12 protein-coding genes are annotated in these 14,937 nt (G+C 71.0%); 5 read left to right on the top strand and 7 right to left on the bottom strand.

The features are described 5' to 3' along the window. Position 1 precedes the first annotated feature (1 nt). From ACFQQI_RS05490 to ACFQQI_RS05475, 4 genes are read left to right on the top strand one after another with little or no spacing between them, the layout of a single operon-like run. The gene (locus ACFQQI_RS05490; RefSeq protein WP_378559086.1) at positions 2–550 is read left to right on the top strand and encodes an MmcQ/YjbR family DNA-binding protein; all 549 of its coding nucleotides are present in this window, start codon (positions 2–4) and stop codon (positions 548–550) included. 32 nt (positions 551–582) lie between these two features. After that, a complete protein-coding gene (locus ACFQQI_RS05485) occupies positions 583–2,271 on the top strand; it encodes a methylmalonyl-CoA mutase (protein WP_378559083.1) in 1,689 nt (562 codons plus the stop codon). Between the two features lie 58 nt (positions 2,272–2,329). After that, positions 2,330–3,538 (top strand): acetyl-CoA hydrolase/transferase family protein, encoded by a 1,209-nt coding sequence (locus ACFQQI_RS05480; RefSeq protein WP_378559080.1) that lies wholly within the window; start codon positions 2,330–2,332, stop codon positions 3,536–3,538. A gap of 30 nt (positions 3,539–3,568) precedes the next feature. Further along, positions 3,569–4,495, top strand: coding sequence for a co-chaperone YbbN (locus tag ACFQQI_RS05475; RefSeq protein ID WP_378559078.1), 927 nt, complete (start codon positions 3,569–3,571; stop codon positions 4,493–4,495). On the opposite strand, the gene ACFQQI_RS05470 is transcribed toward ACFQQI_RS05475, so the two are convergent. Beyond that, complete coding sequence (locus tag ACFQQI_RS05470) at positions 4,481–5,374, bottom strand: LysR family transcriptional regulator (protein WP_378559075.1); 894 nt, start codon at positions 5,372–5,374, stop codon at positions 4,481–4,483. The two genes, ACFQQI_RS05475 and ACFQQI_RS05470, sit on opposite strands and share 15 nt — an antisense overlap. Before the next feature lie 73 nt (positions 5,375–5,447). Here ACFQQI_RS05470 and ACFQQI_RS05465 point away from each other — a divergent pair, with 73 nt between their 5' ends. Next, entirely contained in the window at positions 5,448–6,377 is a 930-nt protein-coding gene (locus ACFQQI_RS05465) for an EamA family transporter (protein WP_378559072.1), read from the top strand. Here ACFQQI_RS05465 and ACFQQI_RS05460 read toward each other — a convergent pair. The 6 genes from ACFQQI_RS05460 to ACFQQI_RS05435 are packed head-to-tail and all read right to left on the bottom strand — an operon-like array spanning position 6,318 to position 14,922. Continuing rightward, positions 6,318–6,716 carry a YccF domain-containing protein gene (locus tag ACFQQI_RS05460; protein ID WP_378559069.1) on the bottom strand — a complete coding sequence of 133 codons (399 nt, stop codon included), beginning with the start codon at positions 6,714–6,716 and terminating at the stop codon, positions 6,318–6,320. The two genes, ACFQQI_RS05465 and ACFQQI_RS05460, sit on opposite strands and share 60 nt — an antisense overlap. A gap of 60 nt (positions 6,717–6,776) precedes the next feature. Then, on the bottom strand, positions 6,777–7,538 hold the full coding sequence (locus ACFQQI_RS05455) for an NUDIX domain-containing protein (protein WP_378559066.1): 762 nt from the start codon (positions 7,536–7,538) through the stop codon (positions 6,777–6,779). Between the two features lie 22 nt (positions 7,539–7,560). After that, entirely contained in the window at positions 7,561–9,777 is a 2,217-nt protein-coding gene (gene glgB / locus ACFQQI_RS05450) for a 1,4-alpha-glucan branching protein GlgB (protein WP_378559063.1), read from the bottom strand. After that, positions 9,774–11,216, bottom strand: a complete 1,443-nt coding sequence (locus ACFQQI_RS05445) for a phosphotransferase (protein ID WP_378559060.1) — start codon at positions 11,214–11,216, stop codon at positions 9,774–9,776. Before ACFQQI_RS05445 ends, glgB begins: the two co-directional genes overlap by 4 nt. Beyond that, positions 11,213–13,015: a maltose alpha-D-glucosyltransferase gene (gene treS, locus ACFQQI_RS05440; protein ID WP_378559881.1), complete on the bottom strand. Its 1,803-nt coding sequence runs from the start codon at positions 13,013–13,015 to the stop codon at positions 11,213–11,215. The genes ACFQQI_RS05445 and treS overlap by 4 nt, the downstream gene beginning before the upstream one ends. Further along, positions 12,931–14,922 (bottom strand): alpha-1,4-glucan--maltose-1-phosphate maltosyltransferase, encoded by a 1,992-nt coding sequence (locus tag ACFQQI_RS05435; protein WP_378559057.1) that lies wholly within the window; start codon positions 14,920–14,922, stop codon positions 12,931–12,933. Before ACFQQI_RS05435 ends, treS begins: the two co-directional genes overlap by 85 nt. Between the last annotated feature and the right edge of the window lie 15 nt (positions 14,923–14,937).

The following is a 14,937-nucleotide window of genomic DNA, read 5'->3' as shown; positions in this document are numbered from 1 at the left end:
CATGGTCACGGCCGACGACGTACGCCGGGTCGGGCTGGCGCTGCCGCGCACCTACGAGTTCTTCACCGGCGGCCGCTACAAGCTGAAGGTCCGCCAGATCGTCTACGTCGGCTTCAGCCGGGACGAGTCCGACATGGGGTTCGGCTACCCGAAGGACGCCCGCGACGGCCTGATCGAGTCCGACCCGGAGACGTTCTTCCTGCCGCCGGCCCGCGACCTGCGCTACCAGTGGGTGTGCGCCCACCTCGACCGGCTCGACGCCGAGGAGATGCGTGAGCTGGTCATCGACGCGTGGCGGATGTGCACGCCGAAGATGCTGCACGACCTGCCCGAGCTGCCGGCTCCGGCCGCGGCCGCGTGGAACGCCGTCGACTCGGGGGAGTGGGGCGAGGCGAAGGACCTGCTGCACCCCTACCTGCACTTCGCCGACGGCGGCGTCGAGCTCCGCGGCCGCAGCAACGTGCTGGCCCACCTGCGCAGCCATCCCACGTCGAAGCCGCCCACCGCCGTCGAGGTCCGCGACGGACAGGTCTACCGCTGGGCCCGTTAGGGGAATTTAGTAGGACGTCCTACTATCTCCCCATGACCGAGAACGCACGCGCCCGCTGGCAGGCCCGGTACGACAAGTCGCGGGTCCGCGAGTCCGACTTCACGACGCTCAGCGGCCTCGAGGTCGAGCCGGCGTACGGCGCCGACGACTCGGAGTGGCCCGGCGAGTTCCCGTTCACGCGCGGCCTCTACCCGACCGGCTACCGCGGGCGGACCTGGACGATCCGCCAGTTCGCCGGCTTCGGCAACGCGCAGCAGACCAACGAGCGCTACCGGATGATCCTCGGCCGGGGCGGCGGCGGGCTCTCGGTCGCCTTCGACATGCCCACGCTGATGGGTCGCGACTCCGACGACCCGAAGTCGCTCGGCGAGGTCGGCCACTGCGGCGTCGCGATCGACTCGGTCGCCGACATGGAGATCCTCTTCGACGGCATCGACCTGGGCGACGTCACCACGTCGATGACGATCAGCGGCCCGGCCGTGCCCGTCTTCTGCATGATGCTGGTCGCCGCCGAGCGCGCCGGCGTCGACACCACGACGCTCAACGGCACGCTGCAGACCGACATCTTCAAGGAGTACATCGCGCAGAAGGAGTGGCTGTTCGCGCCCGAGCCGCACCTGAAGCTGATCGGCGACCTGATGGAGTACTGCGCCGAGAAGATCCCGGCGTACAAGCCGCTCTCGGTCTCCGGCTACCACATCCGCGAGGCCGGCTCGACGGCCGCGCAGGAGCTCGCGTTCACGCTCGCCGACGGCTTCGGGTACGTCGAGCTCGGGCTGTCGCGCGGCCTCGACGTCGACGTCTTCGCGCCCGGGCTGTCCTTCTTCTTCGACGCGCACGTGGACTTCTTCGAGGAGATCGCGAAGTTCCGCGCCGCCCGCCGGATCTGGGCGCGGTGGATGCGCGACGTCTACGGCGCGCAGAGCGAGAAGGCGCAGTGGCTGCGCTTCCACACGCAGACGGCGGGTGTCTCGCTCACCGCGCAGCAGCCCTACAACAACGTCGTCCGCACCGGCATCGAGGCGCTGTCCGCCGTACTCGGCGGCACCAACTCGCTGCACACCAACGCGCTCGACGAGACCCTGGCGCTGCCGAGCGAGCAGGCCGCGGAGATCGCGCTGCGCACCCAGCAGGTGATCATGGAGGAGACCGGCGTCGTCAACGTCGCCGACCCGCTCGGCGGCTCGTGGTACGTCGAGGCCCTCACCGACAGGATCGAGGCCGAGGCGACCGCGATCTTCGACAAGATCCTCGCGATGGGCGGCTCCACCCTCACCTCCGACCAGCCCGAGAAGATCGCCGATTCGGTGCGCAACGGCGAGTGGCTCGTCACCCGCGGCCTGCTGCGGGGCATCGAGGAGGGCTGGTTCATGTCGGAGATCGCCGAGGCGGCGTTCCAGTACCAGGTGGCCCTCGAGAAGGGCGCGAAGAAGATCGTCGGAGTCAACTGCCACGAGGACTCCGTGACCCACGAGCTCGAGATCCTGCGGGTCTCCCACGAGGTCGAGGTCGAGCAGGTGCGCGCGCTCGCCGCTCGGCGTACCGCCCGTGACGAGTCCGCGGTGAGCGCCGCGCTGACCCGCATGGTCGACGCCGCTCGCGCCGACGAGAACATCATCGAGCCGATGCTCGACGCCTGCCGCGTCGAGGCGACGCTCGGCGAGATCTGCGACGCGCTGCGCGCCGAGTGGGGCGAGTACCGCGAGCCGGCCCGCTTCTGACCCGGAGGAGAGACCTTCGACCCGTGCCTGACGGGCCGGACTCTGGTGGAATCGGGGCGTGGACCTCCAGAGTGCCCTCGCCTCGCTGCCCGCCAACCCGCGCATCGTCGTCGCCGGCAACCACGTCATCCCGTGGCACACGGTCGGGCTGATCGACGACGCCCTCGACTCCTTCCGGCTCTGGACGCTCAACGGTCAGGTCGGCCTCCCGGACCGGGACGGCGTGACGCTCGAGACCTGCTTCGTCGGCCCCGGGCAGCGGCGCAGCCCGCGGCTGAGCTACGTGCCGTCGCGGCTCTCGATGGTGCCGACGCTCTTCGGCCGCCAGCTGCCGCCGGACGCCGTCGTGCTGCACACGACCCGCCCCCGCGACGGCCGCGTGTCGCTCGGCGTCGAGGTCAACGTGATGCCCGCCGCGCTCGAGGCGGCCAAGCGGCAAGGTGGCGTCGTGATCGCCCAGGTCAACGACCGGATGCCGTGGACGTACGGCGACGCGGTGATCGACCTCGACCTCGTCGACGTCCTCGTCGAGGCCGACGCCGCGCTCCCGACCGCGCCGACCACCGCGATCGACGAGACGTCGGCCCGCATCGGCGAGCTGGTCGCCAGCCGGGTGAGCGACGGATCGACGCTGCAGGCCGGCATCGGCGCCGTACCGGACGCGACGCTCACCGGGCTGCGCGACCGCAGCGGGCTGCGGGTCTGGACCGAGATGTTCTCCGACAGCATCTTCGCGCTCGAGAAGGTCGGCGCGCTGGACCGGAACGTCCCGATCACGGCGTCGTTCCTCTTCGGGTCGCCGGAGCTGCTGGAGTGGGTCGACGGCAACGACCGGATCCAGATGGCGCGCACCGAGGTCACCAACAGCCCGGCGCGGATCTCGCAGAACCCCTCGATGGTCAGCGTCAACACCGCCCTCCAGGTCGACCTCTTCGCGCAGGCCAACGCCTCGCGGATCAACGCCCGCATCCACTCGGGGTTCGGCGGCCAGACCGACTTCTTCGTCGGCGCGATGCACAGCGCCGGCGGGCAGGCGTTCATCGCGATGCGGTCGTGGCACCCCAAGGCCGACACCTCGACGATCGTGCCGCTGGTGGACGAGCCCGTGACGTCGTTCCAGATGACGGCGGTCGTCACCGAGCAGGGCGTCGCCGAGATCGCCGGCCACGACCAGCGGGAGCAGGCCCGCCAGCTGATCGACCACGCGGCGCACCCGAGCGTGCGCGAGGAGCTCCGCGAGGAGGCCGTCGAGCTGGGCCTGCGGTAGCGGGCCTCGCGCGATCTCTAGGATTGAGCCATGAGCCAGCAGTCGTTCTCCCGTCCCGGCGCCTTCGACCTGTCCGGACTCGCGCAGCCGGGGGCCGCGGGCGGTGACGCCCCCGGGGCCGGCGCGGGGTCGTCGTACGCCGTCCAGGTGACCGAGCAGAACTTCCAGCAGGTCGTCGAGGCATCGCTCACGGCGCCCGTGGTGCTCGTGCTCTACTCCCCGTCGCGGTCGCCCGAGAGCGCGACGTACGCGACGGAGGTGTCCACGGCCGTGGCCGGCTACGAGGGTCGCTTCCTCGCCGGCCTCGTCGACGTCGACGTCGCGCCCCAGATCGCCGCGGCCCTCCAGGTCCAGCAGATCCCACTCATGCTCGTGCTCGTCGACGGGCGGCCGGCCACGCAGCCGATCCCCGGCGTGCTGGGCAGCGACGAGCTGAGCACGTTGCTCAACCAGCTGGCCCAGCAGATGACCGCGCAGGGCATCGCGGGCCGCCACCAGCCCCGCACCGCCGCGCCCGACGGTGACGGCGACGGCGAGCCCGCCGCCGACCCGCGCTACGCCGCTGCCCAGGACGCGCTCGGCGACGGCGACATCGACCGCGCGGTGGCGGAGTACCAGAAGCTCGTCGACGCCAACCCCGCCGACGTCGAGGCCGCGGCCGGCCTCGCGATGGCGAAGGTGCTCCAGCGCACCCAGGGCGTCGACCTCAACGCCGCCCGCGCCGAGGCGGCGGCCAACCCTGACGACGTCGACGCGCAGACGATGGTGGCCGACCTCGACATGCTCGGCGGCCACGTCGAGGACTCCTTCGGCCGGCTGGTCGAGCTGGTGCGTCGTACCGCCGGCGACGACCGCGACCGCGCTCGCGAGCACCTGCTCGGGCTGTTCGCCGCGGTCGGCAACGACGACCCGCGGGTGCTCAAGGGCCGCCAGAACCTGGCGTCAGCGCTCTTCTGACAGCCCGGCCAGCACCGCCCGGACCGCGGGGGAGCCGGCCATGCTGCGCCGGTGCACGGCGATGACGTCGCGGGTGGGCTCGGGGTCGTGCGCGGGTACGGCGACCAGGTCCGCGCCCAGCGGCTGCCGGCCCAGTCGCGGGACCAGCGCGATGCCCTGACGCGCCCCCACCAGGGCGAGGTGGGAGTCGAACTCCATCGCGGTGTGCGCGATGCGGGGGAGCCGGCCGGTCCCGGCGTACATCCGGATGAGCCACTGGCGGCAGATCGTCCCCTCGGGGGTGGCGATCCAGTCCTCGTCCACGAGGTCGCGAGGAGCGACCCGCGCCCGGTCGGCGAGCGGATGGTCGCGGTGCACGATCACGTCGGCGACGTCGTGGGCGACCACGGTGGCCTGGAGGTGGTCGGGGATCGGGATCGGCACGTCGCCCCAGCGGTGGACGACGCCGATGTCGCTCTGGCCGGAGCCGACCAGCTCGATCGTGTCCCACGGCTCGCGCTCGGTGAGCGAGAGCGTGAGGCCGGGGTGGGCGTCGCACAGCCGGCCGACGACCGGCGCGACGAGTCCGCGCATCGCGGTCGAGAACGCCGTGACCCGCAGGTGGCCGGCGACCGCGTCGGCCCGCTGGTGGAGCGTCGACTCGACCTCCTCGAGGTCGGCGAGCAGCCGGCCGCCGGCGTCGACCAGGTGTCGTCCGTGGTCGGTGAGGATCACGCCGCGGCCCACGCGCTCGAGGAGCGGGACCCCGGTCTGCCTCTCGAGGCGCTTGACCTGCTGGGAGACCGCGCTCGGCGTGAACCCGAGCGCATCGGCGGCGGCGACCACCGAGCCGTGCGTGTCCACGGCCCGGAGGCTTGCGAGGGCGGCCAGGTCGATCATGCAGCGATGCTACATCGATCTATGCATGATCATTCGCTGGTCCTTCACGGTTTCGTGGGAGACGCTGGGACGCGTGAACCGCCGTGACTCCCTCCTCGCCGCCGCCGTGGCCTCCATCTGGGGCTTCAACTTCGTGGTGATCGACTGGGGGATGGACAGCCGAGGATCGAACGCCGTGCCGCCGCTGCTGTTCGCGGCGATCCGGTTCACGCTCGTGGTGTTCCCGGCGGTCTTCCTCGTGGCCCGGCCGGCCGCGCCGTGGCGGGTGGTGGCCGCGGTGGGGATCTTCATGTCGCTGGGGCAGTTCGGGTTCCTGTACGTCTCGATGGACGCCGGGATGCCGCCCGGGCTGGCGGCGCTGGTGCTCCAGGCCCAGGTCATCTTCACGGTCCTCATCGCGGCCGGCGCGCTCCGCGAGCTGCCGACGGCCGCGCAGGCGCTCGGGGTGCTCGTCGGCTCGGTCGGGCTCGCCGTCGTCGCGGTGGGTCGCGGCGGCAACGTCTCGGTGCTCGCCGTGTCCCTGTGCCTGCTCGGCGCGCTGTCGTGGGGGATCGGCAACGTCGTCTCCCGCGCCTCCGGCATCAAGGGTGGCCTGTCGCTCACGGTGTGGTCGGCGGTCGTCGTGCCCGTGCCGCTGCTGGCTCTGTCGCTGCTCGTGGACGGGCCCGCGGTCGTGGGCGACGCGCTGGCGTCGTTCTCCTGGCAGGCCGGGGTGTCCTCGCTCTACACCGCCGGGCTCGCCTCGCTGGTCGGCTACGGCCTCTTCAACGGGCTGCTCTCGCGCAACTCGTCGTCCTCGGTGGTGCCGTGGGTGCTGCTCGCCCCGGTCGTCGCGATGGCGTCGGCCTGGCTGCTTCTCGACCAGCGGCCGAACGCCGCCGAGCTCGGCGGCGGGCTGCTGCTGATCGTGGGCGTGCTGGTGGCGATGCGTCCGACCCGCACGTCACCGCGGCGCGACGATGCCGACCTCGTCGGTGCGCACGATCTGGCGGCCCAGCGGTAGCAGCGACACGGGGATCATCTTGAAGTTGGCGATGCCCAGCGGGATCCCGATGATCGTGATGCAGAGGGCGATGCCGGTGACGACGTGCCCGATCGCCAGCCAGATGCCGGCGACGACCACCCAGATCACGTTGCCGACGGCCGACCAGAAGCCGGCTGTCGGCTGCCGGATCACCATCCGCCCGAAGGGCCACAGCGCGTACGCCGCGATCCGGAACGACGCGATGCCGAACGGGATCGTGATGATCAGGATGCAGCAGATGATCCCGGCCACGACGTACCCGATCGCCATCCAGATGCCGCACAGCACCAGCCAGATGACGTTGAGCAGGAAGCGCACGCCGTCAATCTAGCGGGGTATCGAGACGCCGGTCGCGAGCTCGTTCCTCGGGCCGGGGAGCTAACGCCCGGACTCGGTGTACGCCGGGCCGTGGCCGGCGTCGACGTTGGCCAGGGCGGCGACGATGCGGCGGGCGGTGAAGTCGGCGCAGCGCTCGTGGACCTGCTCGACCGTGCAGAACTCGGCGGTGCGGATCTCCCGCGCCTCGCGGACGATCCGGTCGGTGATGGCCGCGTCGTGGGTGCCGCCGTCGAAGACCAGGCAGACGGCGTCGTCCCAGCCGCTCCAGGCCGGCAGCCAGTCGGTGAGCACGAGCTCACCGGGGGTGATGTCGAGGGCGAGCTCCTCCTGGATCTCGCGGCTGACCGCCAGCCGGGGTGACTCGTTGACCTCGACCACGCCGCCGGGGAGGTCCCAGTCGGCCTTGTAGGTCAGGTTGCACAGCAGCACCCGGCCGTCGTGGTCGCGGACCAGCATCTGGCCGATCGCGCGCTTGCGGGGCAGGAAGGAGTTGAGCAGCGCCCGGAACCCCTCGGGCTCGTTGAGCGGTGTGTCCGTCGCGAGCCGCGCGTAGACGATCCGGTCGACCGGGGCGCCGTCGACGGTGACGCCGCGCATCACGCCCTCGCGGCGCAGCCCCGACCACGTCGCCGCCCGCTGCGCACCCTCGTCGTGGGGGTCGACCAGCGCCTCGACGCGGGCATGGTCGGCGAGCGCCGCGACGACGTTGTGGCGGATGACGTCGATCGGCTCCTCGCCGGTCCAGCTGATCCGCGCGATCCCGTCCGCGATGGTGGTCACGGTCGTCGTCGGATGGGTCACATGGAGACTCTAGCGAGGCGGTTCAGGCCCGCCGGCGGAACCACACGGTCGCCAGCGGCGGTACGACGATCGTCGCGTGCGCCGGCTGCCCCGACCACTCGCCCTCGACCGCGGAGATCGTGCCGAAGTTGCCGACGCCCGAGCCGGTGTAGGCCTCGGCGTCGGTGTTGACGACCTCGTCCCACTCGCCGGTGGCCGGCAGCCCGAGGCGGTAGTCGTCGTGGGGCACGGCGGCGAAGTTCGCGACGCAGACGACCTCCGGCTCGTCATCGGTGCCGCGCCGGACGAACGAGAAGACGTTGCGGCCCGCGTCGTTGGCGTCGATCCACTGGAAGCCGGCGGGGTCGCTGTCCAGTGCCCACAGGGCGGGGGAGCCGACGTACGCCGCGTTGAGGTCGCGCACCAGGTCGGAGACGCCGCGGTGCTCGGGGTGGTCGAGCAGCCACCAGTCGAGCTCGCGGGACTCCGCCCACTCGGACTCCTGGCCGAACTCGATGCCCATGAACGTCAGCTGCTTGCCGGGGTGCGCCCACATGAAGCCGAGGTAGGCGCGCAGGTTGGCGAGCTGCTGCCACCGGTCACCCGGCATCTTGCGCAGCAGCGACCCCTTGCCGTGCACGACCTCGTCGTGGCTGAGGGGCAGCACGAAGTTCTCCGAGAACGCGTAGACGAGCGAGAACGTCATCTCGCCGTGGTGGTAGGCGCGGTGCACGGGTTCGTGGGCCAGGTAGTCCAGCGAGTCGTGCATCCAGCCCATGTTCCACTTGAAGCCGAACCCGAGCCCGTCGGCCGAGGTGGGCCGGGTGACGCCGGGCCACGACGTCGACTCCTCGGCGATCGTCGTGATGCCGGGCACCCGCTTGTAGACGGTCGCGTTCATCTCCTGGAGGAACTGCACCGCCTCGAGGTTCTCGTGGCCACCGTGGATGTTCGGCGACCACTCGCCCTCCTCGCGGGCGTAGTCGAGGTAGAGCATCGACGCGACGCCGTCGACCCGCAGCCCGTCGGCGTGGAACTCCTCGAGCCAGTAGATCGCGTTCGCGTAGAGGTAGTTGCGGACCTCGCGGCGGCCGAAGTTGAAGATGTGGGAGCCCCACTCCTTGTGCCACCCGCGCTGCGGGTTCGGGTCCTCGTAGAGCGGGGTGCCGTCGAAGCGGGCCAGCGCCCACTCGTCGGTCGCGAAGTGGCCGGGCACCCAGTCGAGGATCACGCCGACGCCGGCCTGGTGCAGGCGGTCGACGAGCAGCCGGAAGCCGTCGGGGTCGCCGAAGCGCGAGTCCGGAGCGAAGTACGACGTGACGTGGTAGCCCCACGAGCCGCCGAACGGGTGCTGCATCACCGGCATCAGCTCGACGTGGGTGAAGCCGAGCCCGGCGACGTACTCAGGGAGCTCGTCTGCGAGCTCCTCCCACGACCAGTAGCGGCCGTCGTGGTGCTTCTTCCACGACCCGAGGTGCATCTCGTAGATGCTCATCGGCTCGCTGACGGGGGAGCGGTCGGCGCGCGCGTCGATCCACGCCTGGTCACCCCAGTCGTAGGCGGACTCGAAGACCCGCGACGCGGTGTCGGCCGGCCGCTCGGCCCAGAACGCCATCGGGTCGGCCTTCTCGCGCCACTCGCCGTCGGGGCCGAGGATCACGAACTTGTACGACGTGCCGGAGCCGACGTTCGGGACGAAGAGCTCCCACACGCCGCTGGTGCCGAGCTGGCGCATCGGGTGCTCGCGCCCGTCCCAGCTGTTGAAGTCGGCCTTGACCCGCACCGCTCGCGCGGACGGCGCCCACACGGCGAAGGACGTGCCGTGGACCGGCTCGAGCGCGCCGGGGTAGTGGTGGACGCGCGCGCCGAGCACCTCCCACAGCTGCTCGTGGCGGCCCTCGTTGATCAGGTGGAGGTCGACCTCGCCGAGGGTCGGCAGGAAGCGATAGGGGTCGTCGTGCACGACCTCGTGGTCGCCGTACGTCGCGGCGACGCGGTAGTCGGGCACGTCGGGCAGCGGGATCACGCCGACCCAGATGCCCTCGTGCTCGTGGGTCAGCTCGGCCTCGCCGCCGGAGCCCGATTCGCCGCCCCACCGGACGGCGACCTGCGACGCGAGCGGCCGCAGCACGCGGACGGTCACGCCGCCGTCGTGGGGGTGCGGGCCGAGCACGCCGTGCGGGTTGCCGTGCTCGCCGTGGGCGATCTGGTGCAGCTCGGCGGTGCCGACCTGGAGGGTGTCCGGTGTGTCGGTTGTCATGGCGATCCCAACGTGGTGACGGCGGCCAGCGGGATGGTCAACCAGGCCGGCCGGTTGCGGGTCTCGTAGACGGTCTCGTAGACGAGCTTGTCGGCGACGTAGGCGTCGAGGAGCACCTGCTGCTCGTCGCTGAGCTCGCCGCCGGCGTACGCCACGAGGAAGTGGTTGCAGTTGCGGTGCGCCCACTCGTCCACGCGGTAGGCGCGCTGGGGCGCGGCCTCGGGGTCGTCCTCGCCCAGCGACCGCTCGACCACGCGCGGGGCGTAGTCGAAGGACCGCAGCATGCCGGCGACGTCGCGCCACACCGAGTCGGGTCGGAGACGCTCGGCGAGCGGCTTGGCCGGCTCGCCCTCGAAGTCGACGATCTTCCAGCCCCGGCTGGTGCGCAGGGTCTGCCCGAGGTGGAGGTCCCCGTGCACCTGCTGCACGGCGAGGCCCGGCAGGCCCCGGACCTTGTCGAACGTCGCGCGCAGCCGGTCGGCGTGCTCGGCGAGCTCGGGCACGATCCCGAGCGCCTCGTCGAGACGTCGGCTCATCGCGTCGGCGAGCTCGCCGGCGGCCGCGGCGTCGCGCTGCTCGGTGGGGAACTGCTCCGCCAGCAGCTCGTGCACCTCGCGCAGGGCGTCACCGAGCCGGGCGGACTCGGCGGCGAAGTCACCGCCGGCCTCGTAGGCGTGCAGGTCGGCCTCGGAGAGCAGGTTGCGCGCGCTCGTCAGCGCGAGCTCCCAGCCGTCGCTGGCGGTGCGCAGGAACTCCTGGAGCATCGCCAGCTGCATCGTCGTGCCGCGGCCCTCGTCGGCGTCCGCGTCGACCCAGTCGAGCCAGCCGTAGAGCGCGGCGATGTGGTCGGACCCGGCGCGGGTGAGCACGTCGTGGACGGTGATGTCGGGGTTCACCCCGGGCGTGATCTTGCGGAAGACCTTCATCAGCGAGTCCTCGCCGTACGCCACCGAGGAGTTGGACTGCTCGCCCGAGAACAGCGTGGAGTGCGTCTCGAGGTCGAGCTCGTGCTCGCCGATCCGGTGGAAGCGCAGGCCGCTCTCGTCGTTGAGGTTGCCGCCCGCCTCGCGGCCCGCGCGGTCGAACGCCCGCAGCCACAGCGCCATCGCCTCGCGGTCGTGCAGCGCGTCGTACGCGTGCACCCAGCCGTACGCCGGCTCCTCCCACCACCCGATGAACGCGTGGTCGAGCCGGGTCTCCGGCTCGGTGTATAGCGCCATCGGCACCTGGTAGACCTCGGTGCCGCCGGCCGCGTCGCCGTACGCGAGCTCGACGAGCTCGATGACGACCCACGGGCCGCCGTCGCCGCCCCCGGGCACCTCACCGATGCGACGCACGCTCGCGATCGAGAACGGACGGCCCTTGCCGCCGAACCACCGGGTGCGTTCGAGGTATCGCGCGAAGACGTCTGGCTCCCCCCCAGGAGATGTTGCAGTCACAGGAGTAGGCCCTCCTCGGTGGTCTCGGCCTCCGTGAGCCGGAACCAGTAGAAGCCGTAGCCGGCCAGGGTCAGCAGGTAGGGCAGCTCGCCGATCTCGGGGAACGGCACGCCGCCGAGCAGCTCCACCGGCCGCCTGCCCTCGAACCGGCGCAGGTCGAGCTCGACGGGCTGCGGGAAGCGCGACAGGTTGTTGACGCAGAGGATGAGGTCCTCGTGGCCGTCGTCGGCGAGATGCTCGCGCACGTAGGAGAGCACCGACGGGTTCGAGCCGCCGAGGTCGTGGAACGTGCCGAGCCCGAACGCCGGGTGGTTGCGGCGCGCGTGGATCATCCGGCGCGTCCAGTGCAGCAACGACGACGAGTTCTCGAGCTGGGCCTCGACGTTGACCGACTGGTACCCGAAGACCGGGTCCTGGATCACGGGCCGGTCGAGCTTGCCGGGCGTGGCCGCCGAGAAGCCCGCGTTGCGGTCGGCGGTCCACTGCATCGGGGTGCGTACGCCGTCGCGGTCGCCGAGCCAGATGTTGTCGCCCATGCCGATCTCGTCGCCGTAGTAGAGCACCGGTGAGCCCGGCAGCGACAGGAGCAGCGCGTTGAAGAGCTCCATCTGGTTGGTGTCGTTGTCGAGCAGCGGGGCGAGCCGCCGGCGGATGCCGATGTTGGCCTTCATGCGGGGGTCCTTGGCGTACTCGCCCCACATGTAGTCGCGGTCCTCGTCGGTGACCATCTCGAGCGTGAGCTCGTCGTGGTTGCGCAGGAAGATGCCCCATTGGCAGCTGTCCGGGATCGCGGGCGTCTGCTCGAGGATCTCCGAGATCGGAAAGCGGGACTCGCGACGCACCGCCATGAAGATGCGCGGCATCACCGGGAAGTGGAACGCCATGTGGCACTCGTCGCCGCCGACCGCGAAGTCGCCGAAGTACTCGACGACGTCCTCCGGCCACTGGTTCGCCTCGCAGAGCAGCACCCGGCCGGGGTACTCGTCGTCGACGACCTTGCGAACCCTCTTGAGCATCTCGTGGGTCTCGGGCAGGTTCTCCCCGTTGGTGCCCGGCCGCTCGTACAGGTACGGCACCGCGTCGAGGCGGAAGCCGTCCATGCCCATGTCGAGCCAGAAGCGGATCGCGTCGAGGATCGCGTCGTGCACCTTCGGGTTGTCGAAGTTGAGGTCGGGCTGGTGGGAGAAGAAGCGGTGCCAGAAGTACTGCTGGCGCACCGGGTCCCACGTCCAGTTCGACGGCTCGGTGTCGACGAAGATGATCCGCGCTTCCTGGTAGAGCTCGTCGGTGTCGGACCAGACGTAGAAGTCGCCGTACGGCCCGTCCGGGTCGGTGCGGGACTGCTGGAACCAGTCGTGCTGGTCGCTCGTGTGGTTCATGACGAAGTCGATGATCACGCGGATGCCGCGCTTGTGCGCCTCGCCGAGGAAGTAGCGGAAGTCGTCGATGGTGCCGATGTCCGGGTGGACCTCGGTGTAGTGCGCGACGTCGTACCCGTCGTCGCGCAGCGGGCTCGGGAAGAACGGCGGGATCCAGAGGCAGTCGACGCCGAGCCACTGCAGGTAGTCGAGCTTCTCGACCAGCCCGCGGAAGTCGCCGGTGCCGTCGGCGTTGGAGTCGCGGAACGCGCGGACGAGCACCTCGTAGAAGACGGCGGTCTTGAACCAGTCCGGGGTGCGCTCGTTCAGGACCTGGATCTCATGGGAGGTCTCGGTCACCGCGTCCTCCTCACCGCGAGGATGTGCACCGGCTCGTGGTACGGATCCAGCCGGACGTAGTTGTGCTGGTTCCAGGTCCAGTCCTCGCCGGTGATCTCGTCGTGCACGACGAACGCCTCGTGCTCGCCCAGTCCGAGCGCGCGCAGGTCGAGGTGGACCATCGTCTCGCGGGCGGCGTGCGGGTCGAGGTTGGCGACCACGATCACGGTGTCGTCGACACCGGTCGTGGCCCGCTTGCTGAACACCAGGATGTTGTCGTCGTCGCTCCAGTGCACGGTCAGGTTGCGCAGCTGCTGAAGCGCCGGGTGCGCGCGCCGGATCTCGTTGAGGCGGGTGAGGTACGGCGCGAGCGAGCGTCCCTCGCGGTCGGCGGCGTCCCAGTCGCGGATGCGGATCTGGTACTTCTCCGAGTCGAGGTACTCCTCGCTGCCGGGCCGGACGGCGACGTGCTCGAACAGCTCGTAGCCGGCGTACACGCCCCAGCTCGCCGACCCGGTCGCGGCGATCGCGGCGCGGATCTTGAACGCCGCGGGCCCGCCGTACTGCAGGAAGGCGTGCAGGATGTCGGGGGTGTTGACGAAGAAGTTCGGCCGCATCAGGTGGTCGGACTCGCGCGAGACCTCGACGAGGTAGTCCTCGAGCTCGCGCTTGCCGGTGCGCCACGTGAAGTAGGTGTAGCTCTGGTGGAAGCCGATCGCGCCGAGCGCGTGCATCATCGCCGGGCGGGTGAACGCCTCGGAGAGGAAGAGCACGTCGGGGTCGGTACGGCGGATCTCCTTGAGCAGCCACTCCCAGAACGCCACGGGCTTGGTGTGCGGGTTGTCGACGCGGAAGACCCGGACGCCGTGCGACATCCACAGCCGCACGATGCGCAGCACCTCCTGGCAGATGCCGGAGGGGTCGTTGTCGAAGTTGACCGGGTAGATGTCCTGGTACTTCTTGGGCGGGTTCTCGGCGTACGCGATGGTGCCGTCGGCGCGGGTCGTGAACCACTCGGGGTTGCTGGTCACCCACGGGTGGTCGGGCGCCGCCTGGAGGGCGAGGTCGAGCGCGACCTCGAGGCCGAGCGCGTTGGCGCGGCTGACGAACGCGTCGAAGTCCTCGAACGTGCCGAGGTCGGGGTGGATCGCGTCGTGGCCGCCGTGGCGGGAGCCGATCGCCCACGGTGACCCGGTGTCGTCAGGCCCCGGGTCGAGGGTGTTGTTGGGCCCCTTGCGGTTGACCTCGCCGATCGGGTGGATCGGCGGCAGGTAGATGATGTCGAAGCCCATCGCCGCGACGGCGTCGAGCCGCTTGGCGGCGGTCCGGAAGTTGCCGCTGGTGACCTTGCCGGTCTTCTCGTGGCGGGTCGCGCCCTCCGAGCGCGGGAAGAACTCGTACCACGCGCTGAAGAGCGCCTTCGGGCGGTCGGCGTACGCCGGATAGGGCCCCTCGACCGTCAGCAGCTCCCGCAGCGGGTGGGCGGCGAGCACGGCGCCGAGGTCGGGTGCCTGGAGCGCGGCCAGGCGGGCGGCGCTCGGCCGCTCGACGTCGTCGGCCGCCTCGATGGCGCCCCGGAGCACCGTGGTCGCGTCGGCGGTGGCCGGGTCGCGGGGGTCGAGCGTGGAGAGCACCCGCTGGAAGAGCAGCCGGCCTTCGGTGAACATCAGCTCGACGTCGACGCCGGCCGGGACCTTCACGCCAGCGGCGTGCTGCCAGGTCGCGATCGGGTCGGACCACGCGGCGATCTCGAACGTCCACGCACCGGGCGCGTCCGGCGTCACCCACGCGACGTGCCGATCCGGCACGTCGGGGTCCTTGACCATGCGCACCGGAGGTCGGCGCCGCCCGGCCGGGTCGACGAGGACGACCTCGGCGCCGAGCTTGTCGTGACCTTCGCGGAACACGCTGGCGGTGACCGGGAACGGCTCGCCCACAGTCGCCTTCGCGGCCTGCCGGCCCAGGTCGACCAGGGGCGTGACGTCCATGACGGGAATGCGTCCGACCATGAACTCCAACCTAGC

It is taken from the genome of Nocardioides sp. GCM10030259 (genome assembly GCF_042666375.1).
Classification (GTDB): domain Bacteria; phylum Actinomycetota; class Actinomycetes; order Propionibacteriales; family Nocardioidaceae; genus Nocardioides.
Note: the sequence above shows the minus strand (reverse complement) of the source record. Positions and strands in the feature narration are given on the sequence as shown.

What these genes read in the sequence shown, in the direction of transcription:
- glgB (WP_378559063.1), bottom strand. Translation starts at nt 9,777, where the DNA reads ATGACAACCGACACACCGGACACCCTCCAGGTCGGCACCGCCGAGCTG.
- ACFQQI_RS05485 (WP_378559083.1), top strand. Translation starts at nt 583, where the DNA reads ATGACCGAGAACGCACGCGCCCGCTGGCAGGCCCGGTACGACAAGTCG.
- ACFQQI_RS05435 (WP_378559057.1), bottom strand. Translation starts at nt 14,922, where the DNA reads ATGGTCGGACGCATTCCCGTCATGGACGTCACGCCCCTGGTCGACCTG.
- ACFQQI_RS05490 (WP_378559086.1), top strand. Translation starts at nt 2, where the DNA reads ATGGTCACGGCCGACGACGTACGCCGGGTCGGGCTGGCGCTGCCGCGC.
- ACFQQI_RS05470 (WP_378559075.1), bottom strand. Translation starts at nt 5,374, where the DNA reads ATGATCGACCTGGCCGCCCTCGCAAGCCTCCGGGCCGTGGACACGCAC.
- ACFQQI_RS05475 (WP_378559078.1), top strand. Translation starts at nt 3,569, where the DNA reads ATGAGCCAGCAGTCGTTCTCCCGTCCCGGCGCCTTCGACCTGTCCGGA.